Genomic DNA, 18,667 nt, shown 5'->3' on the forward strand with positions numbered 1-18,667 from the left:
CGGCCTCAGGCAGTGAAGACGATGCGGCCGATGGCCAGCAGGGAGGTGATGGTGGCCAGGGCGAAGACGAACTTCACGATGACCTGCGCCAGCAGTTCGGCGCCGCCGTGCAGGTAGTCCTCGATCACCACCTGCAGGCCCAGGCGGGCGTGCCAGAACAACGACAGCAGGTAGGCGACCATCAGGATGGCGGTGACCGGCTGCGCCAGCGTGGCGCGCACGATGGCCAGGTCGTCCCCGAGCATGCCCACCATCAGGATGACGAACCAGGGCGTGAGCAGCAGCAGCGCGATGGCGCTCAGGCGCTGGTGCCACCAGTGGGTGGTGCCGTCCTTGGCCGAACCCAGGCCCTTGGCCCGGCCGAGCGGGTTGCGCAGGCTCATGCCGCACCTCCCGCGCTGAGGCCGAAGTACCAGAGCACCGCGGTGAGCACCACCGACAGCGCCATCACGGCGTAGCCGCTGGCGTAGGCCTTGGGGATTTCATAGCCGTGGCCGGCGTCCCAGGCGAGGTGCCGGATGCCGTTGAGCAGGTGGTAGACCAGGCAGGCCGAAAAGACGAACAGCGCCACCTTGCCCGGCAGCGAACCCAGCAGCGCGCTCATGGTCGCGAAGGCCTCGGGGCCCGCGGCGGCAGCACCCAGCCAGGCGGCGAGCAGCAGCGAGCCGACGGCCAGCGCCACGCCCGTGGCGCGGTGCATCAGCGAGCTGAGGCTGGTGAGCTGGAAGCGGTAGTAGCTTCCGAGCATGAAGGGGGACAGCGGTCGTTTTGGCGTCGCCATGGGCTGCGCTCGTCTCGGTGGAATGTGGAGGATGCCGGGGTGGATGTCGGCGGAATGTCAGAAGTCGATGCAGCGGCCGTTCTTCTCCCAGTCGCCGTAGCGGGTGGGCTCGGGGCCGTCGCGGCCCCCGAGCTCCGCCGGCGGCGCCTCGCCCGGCGAACCCGTCGGGGGCTGGCCAGGCAGGGGCTCGGGGGATGCGGCTGTTTCGCCTATGATTCGCGGCTCGTTCGCCATTCCCTAATGTTAAGTCCCGCACCCATGTCGTTCAAGCCAAACCTTGCCGCGAACGCCTGCCATGCCCTGCCCGGCCACGGCGTGGTGGAGGTTTCGGGCCCCGATGCCGCGGCCTTCCTGCAGGCGCAGTCGATGAACGACGTGGCCGCGCTGGCGCCGGGCCACTGGCACTGGAACGGCCTGCTGACGCCCAAGGGCCGCGTGGTGGCGCTGTTCGCGCTCGTCCACCTGGCGCCGTCGCGTTTCCTGATGGTGCTGCCCGATTTCCCCGCGGACGAACTGGCGACGAGGCTGAAACGCTTCGTGTTCCGCAGCAAGGTGGCGCTGCAGCCGCTGCCCTGGGTCGCCGCGGCGGGCCCGTCGCCCGGCGTGCCCGCGCCGGACGCGGTGCTGGACGGCGACGACGAAGGCCTGGCGCTGGACATGGGTGGCGAAGGCGGCCCACGCGGCCTGTGGCTGCTTCCGGCCGGGCACCCGGCGCTGGCGGCGCCCGACCTGGCCGCGCAGGCGGCCTGGCTCGCCGCCGACCTCGAACATGGCCTGCCGCGCCTGCCCGAAGGCCAGCGCGAGGCCTGGACCCCGCAGATGCTCTCGCTCGAGCGCCTCGCCGCCTTCAGCCTGAAGAAGGGCTGCTACCCGGGCCAGGAGATAGTCGCCCGCACCCATTACCTGGGCCAGGCCAAGCGCGGCCTGGTGCGCCTGGCCGGCGAAGGCCTGCAGCCCGGGCTGGCGGTGGACGCCGCCGGGCAGGCCGTCGGCACCGTGGTGTCCGCCACGGCCGACGGCCGCGAGGGGCTGGCCGTGCTGGGCGCGGACGCCCCGGCCGACCTGGCCGCCGGCGGCCGCCCCTGCGGGCGCCTGCCGCTGCGTGAAGGCCTGCACCGCCCCGCCTGAGGCCTGCGTCACGATTGGCGTCCCCCGGCCCTATCTGCTATATCGGGCCGCAAGGGAGGAGTCCAACATGAAGCGTATCCGTGGCCTAGCGGCCTTCGTACTTGCTTTCGTCTCAGCGCCGTCGCTGGCCGCCGACTACACCCTCGCGGTGGAACCGAACTACCCGCCCGCGCAGGCGCAGCTGGTCTACAAGCCGCTGCTCGACTACCTCTCGGCCAGCACCGGCCACACCTTCAAGCTCAAGACGGCGGCGAACTACCACGTGTACTGGCGCGACCTGCGCGCGGGCATGAAGGTGGACTTCGCCTTCGAGGAAGCGCACTTCACCAGCTACCGCATCGACCGCCTGGGCTTCACGCCGCTGGTGCGCGTGGCCGAGCCCACCCGCTACTCGCTGCTGGCCGACGCGGCCATCGCCGAGGGCGGTACTTCGGGCCTGATCGGCTACCGCGTGGTCAGCATGCCGGCGCCGAGCATGGGCTACCTGCTGCTGGGCGAGATCTACCGCAACCCGATCGCCCAGCCCGAAATCAAGTCGGTGGCCTCGAACTGGCGCGACGGCGTGGAGATGATCTTCTCGCAGGAAACCGAGGCGGCGATGGTGCCCAACTACATCGCCCAGCTCTACCCGAACCTGGTGGTGGTGTCGGAATCGCGCGAGTTCACCGGCCGTACGCTCAGCGCCGCCGGCACCGTGCCCAACGACGTGCGCGAGGCGGTGTCCGCGGCCATGCTGAAGCTGCACGAGGACGCCGCGCTCTACGAAGTGCTGGCCGAGCTCGGCGCCAGCCAGTTCGTCGAAACCTCCAACGACGCCTATGCCGGCAGCGAGAAGCTGCTCGCCGGCGTGTTCGGCTACCGCGCCAAGCCCTCGGCCCCGGCGCCGGCGCCGGTGGAGGAAGTGGAGATCGACGAGGACGCGCTCGGCGGCATCGAGGTCCAGGCCGAGGACTGAGCCCGGCGGGGCGCTTCAGCCCAGGTCGAACTGGATGGCATCGCCGGTGTTCACGGCGATGCCCTGCCCCAGGCTGATGGTGCCCGACTTGCGCAGGTGCAGTTCGTCGCGGTGCAGCTTGAGCTCGTCGTCCTCGCCGATGCGCACGTAGGTGCCGTTGGTGGAGCGGTCCGAGAGCGTGAAGTGCCCGCGCTTGTATTCGATGGTGGCGTGCGTGCGGCTGACCCAGTCGGCCTCCACCTGCAGCCCGTTGCCCGGTTCGCGGCCCATCGAGAAGGGTTCCGAGTGCGGGCCCAGTTCGATCACCCGGCCGCGGTGGCGCAGGCGCAGCACCGCCGCGCCCTCGCCTTCCTCGGCGGCGGCGCGCACCGAGCTCTGCACCATGGTCATGCCGGAGGTGTCCTCCTGCCAGACCAGGTCGACGATGGCGATGGGCAGCAGCTTGCCGCTGACCCGCGCCTTGCCCAGGCTGCGCGCTTCCGGCGCCCGGCCCGAGAGACTGTCGTAGGTGGCGGCCGTGGTCACCACCTGCTCGCGCTTGGCCAGCGAGGCCATGCGGGCGGCGGTGTTCACCGCGTCGCCGTAGACGTCGCCGTCGGCTTCCTCGAGCGCGTCGCCGTGGTGCAGGCCGATGCGCACGGCCAGGCTGTCGCGCACGAAGTCGATGTCGCGGGCCAGGCGCCGCTGCATGTCGCAGGCCGCCAGCACGCCGTTGAGGGCGGCCGGGAAGGTGCACATGATCTCGTCGCCGATGGTCTTGATGACCCGGCCGCCGTGCTGCTGGCAGACCTGGGTGAGCGCCCCCAGCACCAGCGCGATCAGGCGCCGCGCCTCGACGTCACCCTTGGTTTCGAACAGCCGGGTGCTGCCGCTGACGTCGGCGAAGAGGATCGTCTGGGGCCGGGACTGGCTCATGTCCAGCAGAACGATATCAGGCCAGGCGCTCGGCCATGGCCACGATGTCGTCGTCGCTGGGAATGACCAGGAAGGCGGCGCCGGCCAGCGGGGTGTAGGTGTCCTCGCCCACCACCCGGCGCAGGGGCTTGGCGCCGTGGCCGGCCTCGACCACCGCGGTGATCACGCCCTCGCCCACGCCGGCCGAGCGGCGGCCCTCGTCCACCACCAGGATGCGGGCGCATTCGCCGGCATGGCGGGCGATGGCCTCGCCGTTGAGCGGCTGCAGCCAGCGCAGGTCGACCACGCGCACCTTCCAGCCCTTGGCCGCCTCGATGCGCCGCGCCGCGCGCAGGCTCATGGGCACGCCGTTGCCGAAGGTGAAGATCACCAGGTCGCGGGCCTCGGGCGCATAGACGCGCTCCTCGCCCAGCACCATGGCCTGGTCCGGCGCCGGGTAGCTGGTGAGCCACTGGCCGTCGCCCGCCTCGTACAGGTCCTTGGTCATGTACAGCGCGATCGGCTCGAGGTAGGCGCAGACGCGGCCGTCCACCTTCGCCAGGGCCATCATCGTGCGCAGCATGGTGGCGGCGTCATCGCCGCGGCTCGGGCAGCCGACCACCAGGCCGGGGATGTCGCGCAGCGCGGTGATCGAGTTGTCGTTGTGGAAATGGCCGCCGAAGCCGCGCTGGTAGCCCAGCGAGGCCACGCGCATCACCATCGGGTTGCGGTACTGGCCGTTGGAGAAGAACTGCAGGCTGCAGGCCTCGCCGCGGATCTGGTCGCAGGCGTTGTGGAAATACGCCAGGTACTGGATCTCGGGCATCGGCAGCATGCCCATGTTGGCGTAGCCCTGGGCCAGGCCCAGGATCATGGTCTCGTCGAGCAGGGTGTTGAACACGCGGGCGTTCTTGAACGCCTTGTGCAGGCCCTTGGTGACGGTGTACACGCCGCCCTTCTGCGCCACGTCCTCGCCGAACAGCAGCGTTTCCGGGTACTTGCAGAAAAGGTCGTGCAGGGCCTGGTTGATCTGGATGGCCAGGTGCTTCGGCGGCTGGTTCTCGGGCAGCTTCGCTTCGCCGCCGAACACCGCCAGGCGCTTGTCGGCGTAGTCGCTGCGGGCGGCCTCGGCGGCCACCTTGTCCGGCGTGTACGGCGCCAGCGGCGCCATCACGTCGGCCAGCTCGGTGAGCTTCGGACGGCGGTCGGCTTCCTCCGCGGCGGCGAAGCAGCGGGCGCGCATGGCCTCGTACTTCGCCAGCAGCTCGTCCTTCGACATCAGGCCCGAGACCAGCGCGATCTCGGCCGAACGCAGCAGCGGGTCGGTGGCCTCCACCGCCATCAGTTCCTCGAAGCTGCGCCACTCGATCTCGAAGTCGGTGCCCGCGTGGCCCATGATGCGAGTGGTCTTGAGGTGCAGGAAGGTCGGGCGGCGCGTGCGGCGGCAGTGCTCCACCGCGGCCTGCACCTGGCCGTAGCCCTCGGCCAGGTCGAGGCCGTCGGCGAAGAAGTAGTCCAGGCCGTCGCGGTGGCGGAAGGCGTTGCTGATCCAGCCGCCCGGCGTCTTCACCGAGATGCCGATGCCGTTGTCCTCGCACACGAACAGCACCGGCGCCGGCAGCTTCTGGTAGGCCGTCCACTGCGCGGTGTTGAAGGCGGTCTGGGCGGTGGCGTGGTTGCTCGAGGCGTCGCCGAAGCTGCAGATGGCGATCGAGTCCTGCGGGATCGGCAGCTCATGGCCGATGCGGCGCGCCTGCTCGATGGCGATGGCCGTGCCCAGCGCCTTGGGCAGGTGCGAGGCGATGGTCGACGTCTGCGGCAGCACCCACAGCGGCTTGCTGCCCCACACCTTGTGGCGGCCGCCCGAGGCCGGGTCGTCCTTGCTGGCGGCGAAGCTGAGCGCGGAATCCATCACCGGGTCCATGCCCGGCAGCTTGCGGAAGCGCTCGGCCATGAAGCCGCCCGAGCGGTAGTGCAGGAAAGCCGGGTCGGTGTGTCGCGTCAGGCGCGCCACCATGGCATTGCCCTCGTGGCCCGAGGAACCGATGGTGTAGAACACCTTCTGCTGCACGCGCAGCACGCGCGCCATCAGGTCGAGGTGGCGCGAGACCAGCTGCGATTCGAACAGTGCCAGGAAGTCTTCGGCCGTGCAGGCGCTGCCGTCGAGCACCGGCTCGTGCGGCGCCGGCCGGTGCTGCGGCGCCCCCGACCAGCCCTTCACGAACTCGACGAAGTTGTCGTCGCAGACCTTGGCGCGGTTGACGTCCTTGTGGCGGGCGGGGATCAGGGGCGCGGTCATGGGGCGCTCAGAACGCGTTGATGCCGGTGACTTCGCGGCCGATCACCAGCTGGTGCACGGTCTCGGTGCCCTCGTAGGTGATGACCGACTCGAGGTTGAGCGCGTGGCGGATCGGCGGGTGTTCGGTGGTGATGCCGGCGCCGCCCAGGATGTCGCGCGCCTCGCGCGAGATGTCGAGCGCCATGCGGCAGTTGTTCCACTTCGCCAGCGACACCTGCGAGTGCTGCAGCGTGCCGGCGTCCTTGAGGCGGCCGAGCTGCAGCGACAGCAGCTGCGCCAGGGTGATGCGGCGGGCCATGTCGGCCAGCTTCAGCTGCACCGACTGGGTGGCCGCGATCGGGCGGTTGAACAGGATGCGGGTCTTGGAATACTCCAGCGCCGAGGTGTAGCTGGCGATGGCGGCGCCGATCGGACCCCAGGTGATGCCGTAGCGGGCCTGGCTGAGGCAGCCGAGCGGGCCCTTGAGGCCCTTCACGTTCGGCAGGCGCTGGCTGTCGGGCACGCGCACGCCGTCGAAGAACAGCGCCGAGGTGACCGAGGCGCGCAGGCTCATCTTCTTGTGCACGACCTGGGTGTCGAAGCCCTTGGTGCCCTTCTCGACGATGAAGCCCTGGATGCCCTCGTCGGTCATCGCCCAGACGATGGCGATGTCGGCCAGCGAACCGTTGGTGATCCACATCTTGGCGCCGTTGATGACCCAGTCGCCGCCGTCGCGCTTCGCGGTGGTCTTCATGTTGGCCGGGTCGGAGCCGCCGTGCGGCTCGGTCAGGCCGAAGCAGCCGATGATCTCGCCGCGGGCCATGCCGGGCAGGTACTTCATGCGCTGCTCTTCCGAGCCGTACGCGTAAATGGGGTACATGCACAGCGAGCTCTGCACCGAGACGAAGCTGCGGATGCCGGAATCACCGCGCTCGAGCTCCTGGCAGATCAAGCCGTAGCTGACGGCGTTGAGGTTGGCGCAGCCGTACTTCTCCGGCAGCGAGGAACCCAGCAGGCCCATGGCCGCGATCTCGGGCACCAATTCCTTCGGGAAGCGGCCCTGGTCGAAGCAGTCGCCGATGATCGGCAGCACCTTTTCGTCGGTGAAGCGGGCGACGCTGTCCTGGATCATGCGCTCCTCTTCCGAGAGCAGCGAACGGATGTCGAACAGGTCGGTCGGGTTCAGGGCCATGGCTTGGGGTTTTCGCTGGACGGGAAAACCGGGATTTTAGCCGTTTCCCGGGCCGGCCGGCAGCCCGTCGGCGGTCAGCCCCATGAAGAAGGGCCGGCCTCTCGGCCGGCCCTCCGGGGGCGACGCGGGGGGAGGAGCGCGTCAGCCCCTGGGCGGGGTCGTGGCGCCGGTGGCGGCGATCACGCCGTTCTCCACCGGCAGGCGGTCGCCCGGGTCTTCGGCCATCACCAGGCTGCCGGTCTGGCCCTCGTAGCGCCAGGTCACGTCGTAGCCGACGATCTTGTCGCGTTCGCCCAGCAGCACCTGGTCGCCGGGCTTGGAATCGACCCGGACGCTGCCCAGCTCGCCCTCGCTGCGGTAGGTCACGTCGTAGCCGACGATCTCCTCACGCGGCTCGGTCACGGTCTGGCAGACCTGCTCGACCTCGGTGTACTTCTTGCCGCCGGTGTGGCGGCGGTCGATCTCGCGGCCGGCGTACGCACCGCCCACGGCACCGGCGACGGTGGCCAGCTTGCGGCCGTCGCCGCCGCCCACCTGGTTGCCCAGCAGGCCGCCGACCACGGCGCCCACGACCATGCCGTCCTTGTCGCCGAAGCGTTCCGGCTGGCGCTTTTCAACCACGCGGTCCTCGCAGACCTGGCGCGAGCCGGTGCGCATCTCGGTGATGGCGGTGGAAGACACCACCTCGCCGTAGATCGGCTCCTTCTCGGTGATCGGGGTGGACGACACCACCTCGGCATACGGGGTCGCGAACGTCTGGTAGGCGGCGATGGCACCACCCCCCACCAGCATGCCGGCCAGCACGGCCAATACGGTCTTGTTCATGGTCTTGTCCTCGTTTGGCGGCGGTTCCCCGCCGTCGCGATGGGAGCCTCGCGCAGGCCGCCTGAACGGCGCCCGAAAGCACGGCCGGCGCCGTCACCGCATGTTAACTTCGCCGGCACGCCCCCTGCAGGAGCCCGCCATGCCCCACCCGCTCACCGGCCCGCTGGTCGGCTTCGCCTCCCGGCTGCGCTTCCCCACGCTGTTCAAGCTCACGATCGCGCTGATGCTGGTGAGCTGGCTCTGGCCCTTCGACCCCCTGCCCTTCATCGACGAGATCGTCACCGCACTGGCGGCCCTGGTGCTGGCCAGCTGGAAGCGCCGCGACGAACCGCCGGCGCCGCCCAAGGGCCAGGTCATCGACGGTGAAGCCCGGCGCGAATGAGCCTGCTGTACGACAGCCACTGCCACCTCGACGCGGTCGAATTCGACCCCGACCGCGAGCAGGTGCTGGCCCGCGCCCGCGCCGCCGGCGTCACCCGGCAGCTGCTGCCGGCGGTGGATCGCGAAAGCTGGTCGAAGATCAGGGCGCTGTGCGCGGCCGACCCGGGCCTGCGCCCGGCCTACGGCCTGCATCCCATGTTCCTGGACCGCCACCAGCCAGGCGATCTCGACGCGCTTGCCGACTGGCTGGGGCGCGAACGCCCCGCCGCGGTGGGCGAGTGCGGCCTGGACTTCTTCGTCGAAGGCCTCGACCCCGACGCGCAGCGCAACTACTTCCAGCGCCAGCTTGGACTGGCGCGGGAGTTCGACCTGCCGGTGGTGCTGCACGCGCGCCGCGCCGTGGACGAGGTGATCGCCTCGCTGCGCCGGGTCGGCGGCCTGCGCGGCGTGGTGCACAGCTGGTCGGGCAGCGAGGAACAGGCGCGGCAGCTGTTCGGCCTGGGCTTCCACCTGGGCATCGGCGGTCCCGTCACGTTCGAGCGCGCGCAGCGCCTGCGCCGCACCGTGGCGACGATGCCGATCGAATGGCTGCTGTTGGAAACCGACGCTCCCGACCAGCCCGACGCCGCCCACCGCGGCGAACGCAACGAACCCGGCCGCCTGCCGAACGTGCTGGCGGTGGTGGCGCAGCTGCGCGGGCAGGCCCCGGAAGACGTCGCCGCCGCGACCCGCGCGAACGCCGAACGCCTGTTCGGCTAGCGAACGCCCCGCCCGCCTCAGCGGGCCTTGGCCTTGAGGATCAGCTCCAGCGCCTTGCCGGCCATGGCGAAGCCGAAGGTGCCGGTCACGTGCGTGACGGCGCCCAGGCCGGCGCCGCAGTCGAGCTTGAGCGCGGCGTCGGCGCCCACCTGCGGCCGCACGCCACAGACGCTGCCGTCGGCCTGCGGGTACTTCACGTTTTCCATCGAATACACCGCCGGCACGCCGAAGTAGCGGTCGGGGTTGCGCGGGAAATTGAAGTCGGCGCGCAGGCGCTTGCGCACCAGGGCCAGCATGGCGTCGTGTTCGGTGCGCGAGAGGTCGCGCACGCGCACCAGCGTGGGGTCGGTGCGGCCGCCGGCCGAACCGCAGACCACCAGCGGCAGCTTGCGGCGCCGGCACCAGGCGACCATCTCGAGCTTGCTCCTGAGGCTGTCGCAGGCGTCGAGCACCACGTCGTGGCCGCGGTCGAGCAGCGCTTCGAGGTTGGCCGACACCAGGAACTGCGGCACCACCTCGACCTCGATGCCGGGGTTGATCGCGCGGCAGCGCTCGGCCAGCACCTCGCCCTTGTTGCGGCCGTACTGGCCCTCGATCGCGTGCAGCTGGCGGTTGGTGTTGCTGACGCAGACGTCGTCGGCGTCCACCAGCACCAGCCGGCCCACGCCGCTGCGCGCCAGCGATTCCACCGCCCACGAGCCCACGCCGCCGAGGCCGACGACGCACACCTGCGCCTGCGCCAGCCGCTGCGCCGCGCCGCGGCCGTAAAGCCGGTCGATGCCGGCGAATCGGGAGGAAGCCATGCCGCCATTCTACCCGCCGCCCGGTCGGCCGGAGTTCAGGCAGGGGCGCCTAGGTTCGGTCGCGAGGTTCCCGTCCCAAGGAGAGCGCCATGAAGACCCCCCTGCTGATCGCCGCCGCCCTCGCCCTCACCCTGTCCGCCTGTGCCAGCCAGCCGCGCTCGTCGGGCTATGGCTACGACCGGGGCTATGGCTATTCCGAGCCGCAGCGCTGCCACGACTGCGGCCGCGTCGAACGCATCGAAGTGGTTTACGGCGCCCGCGACAACAGCCGCACCGGCGCCATCCTGGGTGGCATCGTCGGCGCCGTGGCCGCCCGCGAGATCCCCAAGCACGGCAGCCAGGGCAACAAGAACACCGCCACGGTGGCGGGCGCGGTCGCCGGCGCGGTGGCCGGCAACGCCATCGAGAACAAGGTCAACGAACAGACCTACGACGTGCACGTGCGCATGGACGACGGCCGCCTGGTGGTGATCAACCGCAACGGCCTGGGCAACGGCATCCGCGAAGGCGCCTACGTGCGCGTGGACGGCACCCGCATCATCCCGCTGCGCTGAGCCCGCTGCCCGGGAAAGACCGCCGTGGTATCGTCCCGGCGGTCTTTTTTTTTCGCCCGGAGCTTCCCGCATGCGTTCCCTGATCCTGGTCCTGGTCGGCCTGCTGGCCGGCTTCCTGCTCACCGTCATCGGCATGAACGCGCTGCGCCAGGGCACCGCCTACCCCAACGGCGTGATGGCCGTGATGGCCGCGCAGATGAAAGGCCTGGACCAGTCGCTCAAGCAAAACCGCTGCGCCGCCACCGACCTGACGCCGCGCCTGCAGACGCTGCGCCACCTGGCCAACGACCTCGAACCGGCCTTCCTGCCCACCCAGGACGACGAGCGCTTCATCCAGCACTCCACCGTGCTGCGCGCCTCGCTGGACGCCGCGCTGGCGACGCCGCCGGCCGACTGCGCCGCCGCGGGCGTGGCCATCAACCGCGTCAACAGCGGCTGCCAGGCCTGCCACCGCGACTTCAAGGGCTGAGCAGCCACTCCGCGACCACCGGCGCCACGGCGCCGGGTTCGCGCATCCAGCGGAAGTGGTCGGCGCGGGCCCCGAGCCGCGCGTCGTCGAACAGCTCCCAGCGGCGCGGACCCGCGCCGAGCTTGGCCACCAGGCCCTGCAGCGAGGCCTCGGGCACGAACCAGTCGTGCTGGAAGCGCAGCGCCAGCACCGGCAGCTTCAGCTCGCCGAGCCTTTCTTCCAGCGGCCGGCCGGTGCCGTAGCCGGCATAGACGCCGGTGCGCACGGTCCGGGCCCAGTCCCGCATCAGCTGGCCGGCCTCGCGGCCGGCGAAACCCATCCGCTGCCCCGGGTAGTAGCCCACGGCGCGCGTGAGCGGCGGCAGGAAACGCGAGAAAGCCGAGATCAGCAGGCGCTCCCAGGCCGGGAAGGTGCGCGCGTCGGGCACGCCGGTGGCCACCAGCGCGAGTCCGGCGCTTCGCCCTGGCGACAGCGCCGCGGCCATGGCGGCGAACTGGCCCCCCAGGCTGTGGCCGCCGAAAGACCAGCGCACCGCGGGGTCCAGCGCGGCCACGCTGGCCGGCAGGTCCTGGCCCAGCAGCTCGGCATATCCCCAGTCCACGCCGCGGCGCGCACGCAGCGCGCTGCCGCCGATGCCGCGCCACTCATGCACGGCCACGGCCACGCCGGCCTGGGCCAGCGCCGCGGCGAAGCGGTCGTACTTCTGCGCCGGCACGCCCAGCGCGGGCAGCCACAGCAATCCGGCGCGCGCACCGGCAGGCGCGAACACGCGCAGCGGGAATCGATGGCCATCGGCGGCGACAAGCGGGGTTTCGACAGGAAGCATGGCGGCGCCATCAGCGTTGGGAACGGAAGCATAGCGGGCGCGCCACGCCCGCGGCAGGGCGAATCACGCCACCTGCACGTGGCCGCGACGCGCGATTGACGCCGCCGCGACCTTGCCACGACACGCCGCGCGCAATGCTGCGCAGGTGCCCTCCCCCGGCACCCAACCCCAGGAGAACCCCATGACCCTGCTTCGCCAGTCCCTGCTCGCCCTGATGCTGTCCGCCGCCGTCGCCACCCCGGCGCTCGCCGGCCACCACGACGAGGCCAAGCCGGCCGGCACCCTCGTCGACGTCGCCGCCGGCAACGCGGACTTCGAAACCCTGGTCGCCGCGGTCAAGGCCGCCGGCCTGGTCGAGACGCTCAGCGGCGAGGGCCCGTTCACCGTGTTCGCGCCCACCGACGAGGCTTTCGCCAAGCTGCCCGCCGGCACCCTCGAGGACCTGCTCAAGCCCGAGAACAAGGACAAGCTCGTCGCGATCCTCACCTACCACGTGGTCGCCGGCAAGGTGAAGGCTGCCGACGTGGTCAAGCTCGACACCGCCACCACCGTCAACGGCCAGGCCGCCGACATCACCGTCGAGGGCGGCACCGTGAAGGTGGACAACGCCACCGTCACCGCCACCGACATCGCCGCCAGCAACGGCGTGATCCACGTGATCGACACCGTGATCCTGCCGGACTGACCGCCGCGCTCCACGCGTTCCCCGGACGGCCCGCTTCGGCGGGCCGTTCGCTTGTTATGCTCCGGCCATGGACCTGCTCACGACCTGGTACGTGGTGGCCGGCGCGCTGATCGTGGTCGGCCTGCTCGGCACGGTGCTGCCCGTGCTGCCGGGCCTGCCGGTGATGTACGCGGGCATGCTGCTGGCCGCCTGGGCCGGCGGCTTCCGCCACATCGGCGGCTGGACCCTGGCGGTGCTGGGCGTGCTGGTGCTGGTGTCGATCGTGGTGGACCTGCTGGCCAGCCTCGCCGGCGCGCGCCGCGTCGGCGCCTCGAACAAGGGCCTGTTCGGCGCGGGCATCGGCGGCTTCATCGGCATCTTCTTCGGCCTGCCTGGCCTGGTGGCCGGGCCCTTCCTGGGCGCCGCGCTGGGGGAAATCGCGCACGGCCGCGAATGGAAACACGCTTCGAAGATCGGCTTCGGCACCTGGATGGGCCTGCTGCTCGGCGCGATCTTCAAACTCGGCCTGGCCTTCGCGATGCTCGGCCTGTTCGGGCTGGCGTTGCTGGTGGACTGAGCCTCAGGACTGCAGTTCGCGCAGCGTCACCGACGGCGGCGCGTTGACCACCCGCCGCGTCGCCCACATTCCCGCCAGCAGCGCGGCCAGCATGCCCGCCGCGCCGCCGGTGGCCGCCAGCGCCCAGTCCGGGCTCCACGGCAGCTCGAAAACCTGGCGCGCCACCACGCCCGCCAGCACCGAGGCGGCAATGGCCGCCACCAGCCCCGACAGCAGGCCGATGGCCGCGAACTCCGAAGCCTGCGCCAGCCGCAACTGGCCGCCACGGCCGCCCAGCACGCGCATCACGCCGCCCTCGAGCAGGCGCTCGTCCTGGCTGGCGCTCACCGCCGCCAGCAGCACCAGCAGGCCCGCCACCAGCGAGAAGGCGAACACCGCCTCCACCACCGTGGACACCTGCTCCACCGTGCCGCGCACCTGCGCCAGCACCGCGTCCACGTCGATCACCGACAGGTTCGGGAAGGCCGACACCAGCTCGGCGGTGAAGCGCGTCTTTTCCGGCGCCACCTTCACGGCGGTGATGAAGCTGCCCGAGTAGCCGTCCAGCGAACCGGGCGATCCGAGCACGAAGAAGTTCGGCCGGAAGCTCTCCCAGTCCACCCGGCGCAGGCTGGTGATGCGGCCGGCGTAGCGCGCGCCGGCGATGTCGAAGGCCACCTCGTCGCCGACCTTCCAGCCCAGCGACTCGGCGAACTCCTCTTCCACCGACAGCTCCGGGCTCGCCGGCGTGCCGGTCCAGAACTCACCCGCCGTCACCAAGTTGTCGGCGCGCAGCGCCTCGGCCACCGACAGATTGAACTCGCGCTCGGCCATGCGGCGCGCGCGGCTGCCTTCCTCGTAGTTGGCGCCGCTGGCGGGCTGGCCGTTCACCTCGCTCAGGCGCGCGCGGATCATCGGGAACAGCTCCGGTTCGGCGATGCCCTGGCCCTGCAGGAACTCGCGCACCAAAGGCACCTGGTCGGGCTGCACGTTGATGATGAAGCGGTTCGGCGCGTCGGCCGGCATGGCGTCGCGCCAGCGGTCGAGCAGGTCGGTGCGCACGAAGGTGAGCAGCAGCAGGGCCATCAGGCCCAGGCCCAGCGACGACACCTGGGCGATGGACGCCCCCGCGCGGCGGCTGACATTGGCCAGGCCGTAGCGCCAGGGCCCGCGCAGGCGCGAACGCAGCCGGCGCAGCAAAGCGATCAGCGCCCAGGCCAGCGCGGCCAGCACCGCCACCGTGGCCAGGATGCCCAGCAGCATGGCCGTGCCCAGCGTGGCCGAACCGGCCTTCCACCACAGCAGCGCGGCCAGGCCGGCCAGGCCCGCCAGGGCCACCACCCAGGCGCTGGGCTCGGTGGGGTCGAGGTCGCGGCGCAGCACGCGCAGCGCCGGCACGCGGCGCAGCGCCAGCACCGGCGGCACGCCGAAGGCCAGCAACACCGTCAGGCCCACGCCCAGGCCTTCCAGCGCGGGGCGCCAGCTGGCGCCGGGAATCGAGAGTTTCAGCGCCTCCTGCAGCCAGTCGGCCACCAGCCACTGCAGGCCGAAGGCCAGGGCCACGCCGATGCCGCTGCCCAGCAGGCCCAGCAGCAGCAGTTCACCCACGTGGATGCCCACCAGCGTGGACTGGCTGGCGCCGAGGCAGCGCATCACCGCCGACCCCTGCAGGTGGCGGGCGCTGTGGCGGCGCGCGGCCATGGCCACGGCCACGGCCGCCAACACCACCGAGATGAGGGCGGCCAGGCCCAGGAAACGGTCGGCGCGGTCGAGCGCGCGGCGGATCTCCGGGCGCGCCTCGCCGGCGGTTTCCAGGCGCTGGCCGCGGCCGAGGTTCTCGCGCGCGAACGCCGTGAAGCCTTCCACCGCGCCCGCCTCGCCCGCCACCACCAGGCGGTAGGTGATGCGGCTGCCTTCCTGCACCAGGCCGGTGGCCGGCAGGTCGGCCAGGTTGATGAAGACGCGCGGCGCGGTGTTGAAGTAGTCGAGCGCGGCGTCGGGCTCCTGCACCACCAGCGCGGCCAGGCGCAGCTCGCTCATGCCGATGCCGATGGTGTCGCCCACCTTCGCGTCGAGCGCGTCGGCGCCGGCGCGGCTGAGCCAGAGCGTGCCCGGCGCCGGCACGTCCGGTGCGTCGGCCTCGGGGCCGCCGGCGCGGTCCTGGATGCGGAAGCGCCCGCGCAGCGGGAAGCCGGGGCCCATGGCCTTGAGGTCGCCGAGCTTGAGCGACTCGCCGGCGCGCACCATGGTATTGAAGGACAGCGTCTGCGCCTGCGCCAGGCCCGGGGCCTTCGCCGCTTCGAGCAAGGCTTCGCCGATGGGTTCGTCGGCGCGCAGCACCACGTCGCCGCCCAGCAGGCGGTTGGCTTCCAGCGCCAGCGCGCGTTCCGCGCGGTCGGTGACGAAGCCCACCGAGCACACCGCCATCACCGCCAGCACCAGCGCGGCCAGCAGGATGCGCACGTCGCCCGACGCCAGGTCGCGGCGCAACTGGCGCCAGGCCAGGCCGGCCCACTTCATGCCGACACCAGCCGGCCGGAATCCAGGCGCAGCACGCGGCGGCAACGCGCGGCCAATTGCTCGTCGTGCGTGACCAGCACCAGGGTGGTGCCGGCCTCGCGGTTGAGCTTGAACAGCAGTTCGATGATGGCCTGGCCGGTGCGGGTGTCGAGGTTGCCGGTGGGTTCGTCGGCGAACAGCACCGAGGGCCGGGTGACGAAGGCGCGGGCCAGCGCCACGCGCTGCTGCTCGCCGCCGGAAAGCTGGCGCGGGTAGTGGCCCAGGCGCTCGGCGAGGCCCACCTGGCCCAGGATGGCGCGGGCCGGGCCTTCCGCGTCGTCGTCCCCGCGCAGCTCCAGCGGCAGCATCACGTTCTCCAGCGCGGTGAGCGAGGGCAGCAGCTGGAAACTCTGGAACACGAAGCCCACCTTCTCGCCGCGCACGCGGGCGCGGCCGTCCTCGTCCAGGCGCGACAGCGGCTCGCCGTCGAGCCGCACCTCGCCTTCGCTGGGCACGTCCAGGCCGGCCAGCAGCGACAGCAGCGTGCTCTTGCCTGAACCGGAGGCGCCGACAATCGCGACCGCTTCACCCCGGGGGATGGTAAAACCGACCCCATCGAGGATGGTCAGGTCGCCCGAGGGCAGCGGCACCCGCTTGCCGAGGCGCTCCACGTGCAGGGCGTCGCGCGGGTTGGCGGGCGTTCCGGGGCTGTCGGCCATGCTGTCCTCGATTCGAATTCAGGAGTCGGTGGAATGAATACACGATATGGAGCATGGCGCACCGGGGTTCAACGGGGAGTCATGGCCCTACTGATGGCACTGTCGCTGCTGTTGCCGGCGTGGGCGGCCGCGGCCGAACGCACGGTGCTGGTGATGGGCGACTCGCTCTCGGCCGCCTACAACCTGGCCCCCGAGCAGGGCTGGGTGGCGCTGCTGGGCAAGAAGCTGCAGGCCAGCCACCCCGGCTGGCGCGTCGCCAACGCCAGCATCAGCGGCGAAACCACCGCCGGCGGCGCCAGCCGCATCGCCGCCGAACTGGCGCGGCACCAGCCCGCCGTGGTGGTGATCGAACTCGGCGCCAACGACGGCCTGCGCGGCCTGGACCTGGCCCAGACCCGCGCCAACCTCGAACGCATGATCACCGCCGCCAAGCAGGCCGGCGCCCGCGTGCTGCTGGTGGGCATGCGCCTGCCGCCGAACTACGGGCCGCAGTACACCCAGGGCTTCGAACGCAATTACGCCGAACTGGCGAAGGCGCACGGCGCGGCCCTGCTGCCCTTCCTGCTCGAACCCATCGCCACCGAGCGCGAGGCCTTCCAGGCCGACAACCTGCACCCCGTCGCCGAGGCCCAGCCGCGCCTGCGCGACCACGTGTGGCCGGCGCTCGAGCCGCTGCTGCGCTGAATCCCCTCCCAGAACGACACCGGAGCCCGTCCATGAAGACTCCCCTCGCCGTCCTGCTCGCCGCCGCCATCGCCGGTTGCGGCGCGCGTGGCCCGGCCGAAGCCGCCAGCCAGTTCCCCAGCGAAAAGGGCACCCTCGAAGTCAGCACCGTCGCCGAAGGCCTGGAGCACCCCTGGGGCCTGGCCTTCCTGCCCGACGGCCGCAAGCTGGTGACCGAGCGTCCGGGCCGCCTGCGAATCGTCGACGCCGACGGCCGGCTCTCCGAGCCGGTGGCCGGTGTTCCGGAAGTGTGGGCACGCGGCCAGGGCGGCCTGCTCGACGTCGCCGTGGACCCGGACTTCGACAAGGCGCCGTGGATCTACCTCAGCTTCGCCGAACCGGGCGACGGCGGCGCCGGCACCGCCGTGGCGCGCGGCAAGCTGGTGGACGGCGCGCTGCAGGAGGTGTCGGTGATCTTCCGCCAGCTGCCCAAGCTCGACGCCGGCCAGCACTTCGGCTCGCGCCTGGTGTTCGACCGCGAGGGCCGCCTGTACGTGACCAGCGGCGACCGCGGCAACTGGGACAACCCGCAGCTGCTCGACAAGGGCCAGGGCAAGATCTTCCGCATCGAACGCGACGGCTCCATCCCCGCCGACAATCCCTACGCCGGCCGCGACGATGCCATCCCGGCGATCTGGTCCTACGGCCACCGCAACGTGCAGGGCGCGGCCCTGCATCCGCAGACCGGCAAGCTCTGGCAGACCGAACACGGCGCCCGCGGCGGCGACGAGCTCAACGTGCCGGGGCCGGGCAAGAACTACGGCTGGCCGGTGATCACCCTGGGCGTGAACTACAGCGGCGCGCCGATCGGTTCGGGCAAGGCCGAGATGGCCGGCATGGAGCAGCCGATCCACCACTGGACGCCCTCGATCGCGCCCAGCGGCCTGGCCTTCTACACCGCCGACCGCTTCCCGGCCTGGAAGGGCAACCTGTTCGTCGGCGCCCTCGCCTTCCAGCGCGTGGTGCGCCTGGAGCTCGACGGCGAGAAGGTGGTGCACGAGGAAGCCCTGCTCACCGACCTCGGCGAGCGCATCCGCGACGTGCGCCAGGGGCCGGACGGCTACCTTTACCTGCTGACCGACGCGCCCAAGGGCAAGCTGCTGCGCGTCGGGCTGGTTGCGAAGTAAGCGGCGCGCCTCAGGCGGCGCCGCGCGACAGCGCGCGCAGCGAATCGAATTCGTGCACGAAGCGGCCGGGCTCGTCGCCTCGCCGCAGCAGTGCGAACGCGGCATCCGCCACGTCGGTGGCGGCGATGGCGCGGTAGCGACGCAGGCCGCCCAGCAACAGCGGATTCGCCAGTGGCGCCAGGTGCTGGCCCAGGCCCTCGGCCCGGCGCCGCTCGGCGCGTTCCCCCAGCAGCAGCCCGGGGCGCAGCAGGTCCAGCCGTTCAAAGCCCAGCTCGGCAAGGCCGCGCTCGGCCTCGCCCTTCACCCGCAGGTAGAAATTGCCCGACTGCGCGCTGGCGCCCACCGAGGACACCAGGATGGCGTGGCGTGCGCCCAGGCGGCGCGCCACTTCGCCCAGCCGCAGCACGAGCTCACGGTCCACGGCCAGGAAGGCCTCGCGCGAACCGGCCTGGCGCAGCGTGGTGCCCAGGCAGCAGACATACTAAAAACCACACAAACATAGCCTCATAGATTACAATGAGGTCATGAAGTGCA

At 71.5% G+C, this 18,667-nt stretch carries 22 protein-coding genes; 10 read left to right on the plus strand and 12 right to left on the minus strand.

All coding sequences use genetic code 11. From position 1 onward, the window contains the following. Positions 1 to 5: 5 nt before the first annotated feature. From sdhD to ACE3Q2_RS06035, 3 genes are read right to left on the minus strand one after another with little or no spacing between them, the layout of a single operon-like run. The gene (sdhD, locus tag ACE3Q2_RS06025) at positions 6 to 383 is read right to left on the minus strand and encodes a succinate dehydrogenase, hydrophobic membrane anchor protein (RefSeq protein WP_374473387.1); all 378 of its coding nucleotides are present in this window, start codon (positions 381 to 383) and stop codon (positions 6 to 8) included. Next, on the minus strand, positions 380 to 781 hold the full coding sequence (sdhC, locus tag ACE3Q2_RS06030) for a succinate dehydrogenase, cytochrome b556 subunit (protein ID WP_231696127.1): 402 nt from the start codon (positions 779 to 781) through the stop codon (positions 380 to 382). The genes sdhD and sdhC overlap by 4 nt, the downstream gene beginning before the upstream one ends. Before the next feature lie 57 nt (positions 782 to 838). After that, positions 839 to 1,015, minus strand: a complete 177-nt coding sequence (locus ACE3Q2_RS06035) for a DUF1674 domain-containing protein (RefSeq protein WP_374473388.1) — start codon at positions 1,013 to 1,015, stop codon at positions 839 to 841. Between the two features lie 24 nt (positions 1,016 to 1,039). Here ACE3Q2_RS06035 and ACE3Q2_RS06040 point away from each other — a divergent pair, with 24 nt between their 5' ends. Both ACE3Q2_RS06040 and ACE3Q2_RS06045 read left to right on the plus strand, forming a co-directional pair. Beyond that, positions 1,040 to 1,909, plus strand: a complete 870-nt coding sequence (locus tag ACE3Q2_RS06040) for a folate-binding protein YgfZ (RefSeq protein WP_374473389.1) — start codon at positions 1,040 to 1,042, stop codon at positions 1,907 to 1,909. 67 nt (positions 1,910 to 1,976) lie between these two features. Further along, on the plus strand, positions 1,977 to 2,864 hold the full coding sequence (locus ACE3Q2_RS06045) for a phosphate/phosphite/phosphonate ABC transporter substrate-binding protein (protein WP_374473390.1): 888 nt from the start codon (positions 1,977 to 1,979) through the stop codon (positions 2,862 to 2,864). Between the two features lie 15 nt (positions 2,865 to 2,879). On the opposite strand, the gene ACE3Q2_RS06050 is transcribed toward ACE3Q2_RS06045, so the two are convergent. The 4 genes from ACE3Q2_RS06050 to ACE3Q2_RS06065 all read right to left on the minus strand — a co-directional run bounded on the left by ACE3Q2_RS06050 (position 2,880) and on the right by ACE3Q2_RS06065 (position 8,053). Continuing rightward, entirely contained in the window at positions 2,880 to 3,779 is a 900-nt protein-coding gene (locus tag ACE3Q2_RS06050) for an adenylate/guanylate cyclase domain-containing protein (RefSeq protein ID WP_374473391.1), read from the minus strand. Between the two features lie 16 nt (positions 3,780 to 3,795). Further along, positions 3,796 to 6,057 (minus strand): thiamine pyrophosphate-dependent enzyme, encoded by a 2,262-nt coding sequence (locus ACE3Q2_RS06055; protein WP_374473392.1) that lies wholly within the window; start codon positions 6,055 to 6,057, stop codon positions 3,796 to 3,798. A gap of 7 nt (positions 6,058 to 6,064) precedes the next feature. After that, positions 6,065 to 7,228 carry an acyl-CoA dehydrogenase family protein gene (locus ACE3Q2_RS06060; RefSeq protein WP_231696122.1) on the minus strand — a complete coding sequence of 388 codons (1,164 nt, stop codon included), beginning with the start codon at positions 7,226 to 7,228 and terminating at the stop codon, positions 6,065 to 6,067. A gap of 141 nt (positions 7,229 to 7,369) precedes the next feature. Continuing rightward, a complete protein-coding gene (locus ACE3Q2_RS06065; RefSeq protein ID WP_374473393.1) occupies positions 7,370 to 8,053 on the minus strand; it encodes a glycine zipper 2TM domain-containing protein in 684 nt (227 codons plus the stop codon). Between the two features lie 139 nt (positions 8,054 to 8,192). Here ACE3Q2_RS06065 and ACE3Q2_RS06070 point away from each other — a divergent pair, with 139 nt between their 5' ends. Then, positions 8,193 to 8,435, plus strand: coding sequence for a DUF6116 family protein (locus tag ACE3Q2_RS06070; RefSeq protein WP_231696121.1), 243 nt, complete (start codon positions 8,193 to 8,195; stop codon positions 8,433 to 8,435). Continuing rightward, entirely contained in the window at positions 8,432 to 9,193 is a 762-nt protein-coding gene (locus ACE3Q2_RS06075) for a TatD family hydrolase (RefSeq protein WP_231696120.1), read from the plus strand. Before ACE3Q2_RS06070 ends, ACE3Q2_RS06075 begins: the two co-directional genes overlap by 4 nt. Positions 9,194 to 9,210: 17 nt before the next feature. Here the strand turns inward: ACE3Q2_RS06075 and ACE3Q2_RS06080 are convergent, their stop codons facing one another. Next, positions 9,211 to 9,996: a ThiF family adenylyltransferase gene (locus ACE3Q2_RS06080; RefSeq protein WP_374473394.1), complete on the minus strand. Its 786-nt coding sequence runs from the start codon at positions 9,994 to 9,996 to the stop codon at positions 9,211 to 9,213. A gap of 89 nt (positions 9,997 to 10,085) precedes the next feature. Here ACE3Q2_RS06080 and ACE3Q2_RS06085 point away from each other — a divergent pair, with 89 nt between their 5' ends. Beyond that, positions 10,086 to 10,550, plus strand: a complete 465-nt coding sequence (locus tag ACE3Q2_RS06085) for a glycine zipper 2TM domain-containing protein (RefSeq protein ID WP_231696118.1) — start codon at positions 10,086 to 10,088, stop codon at positions 10,548 to 10,550. Positions 10,551 to 10,620: 70 nt separating this feature from the next. Beyond that, positions 10,621 to 11,019 (plus strand): cytochrome c, encoded by a 399-nt coding sequence (locus tag ACE3Q2_RS06090; RefSeq protein WP_231696117.1) that lies wholly within the window; start codon positions 10,621 to 10,623, stop codon positions 11,017 to 11,019. Here the strand turns inward: ACE3Q2_RS06090 and ACE3Q2_RS06095 are convergent. After that, positions 11,009 to 11,845: a serine aminopeptidase domain-containing protein gene (locus ACE3Q2_RS06095; protein WP_374473395.1), complete on the minus strand. Its 837-nt coding sequence runs from the start codon at positions 11,843 to 11,845 to the stop codon at positions 11,009 to 11,011. The two genes, ACE3Q2_RS06090 and ACE3Q2_RS06095, sit on opposite strands and share 11 nt — an antisense overlap. Before the next feature lie 181 nt (positions 11,846 to 12,026). Between ACE3Q2_RS06095 and ACE3Q2_RS06100 the strand changes: the two genes are divergently transcribed. Both ACE3Q2_RS06100 and ACE3Q2_RS06105 read left to right on the plus strand, forming a co-directional pair. Further along, the gene (locus ACE3Q2_RS06100) at positions 12,027 to 12,530 is read left to right on the plus strand and encodes a fasciclin domain-containing protein (protein ID WP_374473396.1); all 504 of its coding nucleotides are present in this window, start codon (positions 12,027 to 12,029) and stop codon (positions 12,528 to 12,530) included. A gap of 67 nt (positions 12,531 to 12,597) precedes the next feature. Beyond that, positions 12,598 to 13,086, plus strand: a complete 489-nt coding sequence (locus tag ACE3Q2_RS06105) for a DUF456 domain-containing protein (RefSeq protein WP_374473397.1) — start codon at positions 12,598 to 12,600, stop codon at positions 13,084 to 13,086. Positions 13,087 to 13,089: 3 nt separating this feature from the next. On the opposite strand, the gene ACE3Q2_RS06110 is transcribed toward ACE3Q2_RS06105, so the two are convergent. Together ACE3Q2_RS06110 and ACE3Q2_RS06115 are read right to left on the minus strand one after the other, a co-directional pair. Further along, the gene (locus ACE3Q2_RS06110) at positions 13,090 to 15,585 is read right to left on the minus strand and encodes an ABC transporter permease (RefSeq protein WP_374473398.1); all 2,496 of its coding nucleotides are present in this window, start codon (positions 15,583 to 15,585) and stop codon (positions 13,090 to 13,092) included. After that, a complete protein-coding gene (locus tag ACE3Q2_RS06115) occupies positions 15,582 to 16,283 on the minus strand; it encodes an ABC transporter ATP-binding protein (protein WP_231696112.1) in 702 nt (233 codons plus the stop codon). Before ACE3Q2_RS06115 ends, ACE3Q2_RS06110 begins: the two co-directional genes overlap by 4 nt. A gap of 93 nt (positions 16,284 to 16,376) precedes the next feature. Here ACE3Q2_RS06115 and ACE3Q2_RS06120 point away from each other — a divergent pair, with 93 nt between their 5' ends. Then, positions 16,377 to 16,967: an arylesterase gene (locus ACE3Q2_RS06120; protein WP_374473399.1), complete on the plus strand. Its 591-nt coding sequence runs from the start codon at positions 16,377 to 16,379 to the stop codon at positions 16,965 to 16,967. 32 nt (positions 16,968 to 16,999) lie between these two features. After that, a complete protein-coding gene (locus ACE3Q2_RS06125; RefSeq protein WP_374473400.1) occupies positions 17,000 to 18,133 on the plus strand; it encodes a PQQ-dependent sugar dehydrogenase in 1,134 nt (377 codons plus the stop codon). Positions 18,134 to 18,143: 10 nt separating this feature from the next. On the opposite strand, the gene ACE3Q2_RS06130 is transcribed toward ACE3Q2_RS06125, so the two are convergent. Beyond that, positions 18,144 to 18,554: a hypothetical protein gene (locus ACE3Q2_RS06130; protein WP_374473401.1), complete on the minus strand. Its 411-nt coding sequence runs from the start codon at positions 18,552 to 18,554 to the stop codon at positions 18,144 to 18,146. Positions 18,555 to 18,667: the final 113 nt, after the last annotated feature.

It is taken from the genome of Arenimonas sp. (assembly GCF_041913985.1).
Taxonomy (GTDB): domain Bacteria; phylum Pseudomonadota; class Gammaproteobacteria; order Xanthomonadales; family Xanthomonadaceae; genus Arenimonas.

What these genes read in the sequence shown, in the direction of transcription:
- sdhD (WP_374473387.1), bottom strand. Translation starts at nt 383, where the DNA reads ATGAGCCTGCGCAACCCGCTCGGCCGGGCCAAGGGCCTGGGTTCGGCC.
- sdhC (WP_231696127.1), bottom strand. Translation starts at nt 781, where the DNA reads ATGGCGACGCCAAAACGACCGCTGTCCCCCTTCATGCTCGGAAGCTAC.
- ACE3Q2_RS06035 (WP_374473388.1), bottom strand. Translation starts at nt 1,015, where the DNA reads ATGGCGAACGAGCCGCGAATCATAGGCGAAACAGCCGCATCCCCCGAG.
- ACE3Q2_RS06040 (WP_374473389.1), top strand. Translation starts at nt 1,040, where the DNA reads ATGTCGTTCAAGCCAAACCTTGCCGCGAACGCCTGCCATGCCCTGCCC.
- ACE3Q2_RS06045 (WP_374473390.1), top strand. Translation starts at nt 1,977, where the DNA reads ATGAAGCGTATCCGTGGCCTAGCGGCCTTCGTACTTGCTTTCGTCTCA.
- ACE3Q2_RS06050 (WP_374473391.1), bottom strand. Translation starts at nt 3,779, where the DNA reads ATGAGCCAGTCCCGGCCCCAGACGATCCTCTTCGCCGACGTCAGCGGC.
- ACE3Q2_RS06055 (WP_374473392.1), bottom strand. Translation starts at nt 6,057, where the DNA reads ATGACCGCGCCCCTGATCCCCGCCCGCCACAAGGACGTCAACCGCGCC.
- ACE3Q2_RS06060 (WP_231696122.1), bottom strand. Translation starts at nt 7,228, where the DNA reads ATGGCCCTGAACCCGACCGACCTGTTCGACATCCGTTCGCTGCTCTCG.
- ACE3Q2_RS06065 (WP_374473393.1), bottom strand. Translation starts at nt 8,053, where the DNA reads ATGAACAAGACCGTATTGGCCGTGCTGGCCGGCATGCTGGTGGGGGGT.
- ACE3Q2_RS06070 (WP_231696121.1), top strand. Translation starts at nt 8,193, where the DNA reads ATGCCCCACCCGCTCACCGGCCCGCTGGTCGGCTTCGCCTCCCGGCTG.
- ACE3Q2_RS06075 (WP_231696120.1), top strand. Translation starts at nt 8,432, where the DNA reads ATGAGCCTGCTGTACGACAGCCACTGCCACCTCGACGCGGTCGAATTC.
- ACE3Q2_RS06080 (WP_374473394.1), bottom strand. Translation starts at nt 9,996, where the DNA reads ATGGCTTCCTCCCGATTCGCCGGCATCGACCGGCTTTACGGCCGCGGC.
- ACE3Q2_RS06085 (WP_231696118.1), top strand. Translation starts at nt 10,086, where the DNA reads ATGAAGACCCCCCTGCTGATCGCCGCCGCCCTCGCCCTCACCCTGTCC.
- ACE3Q2_RS06090 (WP_231696117.1), top strand. Translation starts at nt 10,621, where the DNA reads ATGCGTTCCCTGATCCTGGTCCTGGTCGGCCTGCTGGCCGGCTTCCTG.
- ACE3Q2_RS06095 (WP_374473395.1), bottom strand. Translation starts at nt 11,845, where the DNA reads ATGCTTCCTGTCGAAACCCCGCTTGTCGCCGCCGATGGCCATCGATTC.
- ACE3Q2_RS06100 (WP_374473396.1), top strand. Translation starts at nt 12,027, where the DNA reads ATGACCCTGCTTCGCCAGTCCCTGCTCGCCCTGATGCTGTCCGCCGCC.
- ACE3Q2_RS06105 (WP_374473397.1), top strand. Translation starts at nt 12,598, where the DNA reads ATGGACCTGCTCACGACCTGGTACGTGGTGGCCGGCGCGCTGATCGTG.
- ACE3Q2_RS06110 (WP_374473398.1), bottom strand. Translation starts at nt 15,585, where the DNA reads ATGAAGTGGGCCGGCCTGGCCTGGCGCCAGTTGCGCCGCGACCTGGCG.
- ACE3Q2_RS06115 (WP_231696112.1), bottom strand. Translation starts at nt 16,283, where the DNA reads ATGGCCGACAGCCCCGGAACGCCCGCCAACCCGCGCGACGCCCTGCAC.
- ACE3Q2_RS06120 (WP_374473399.1), top strand. Translation starts at nt 16,377, where the DNA reads ATGGCACTGTCGCTGCTGTTGCCGGCGTGGGCGGCCGCGGCCGAACGC.
- ACE3Q2_RS06125 (WP_374473400.1), top strand. Translation starts at nt 17,000, where the DNA reads ATGAAGACTCCCCTCGCCGTCCTGCTCGCCGCCGCCATCGCCGGTTGC.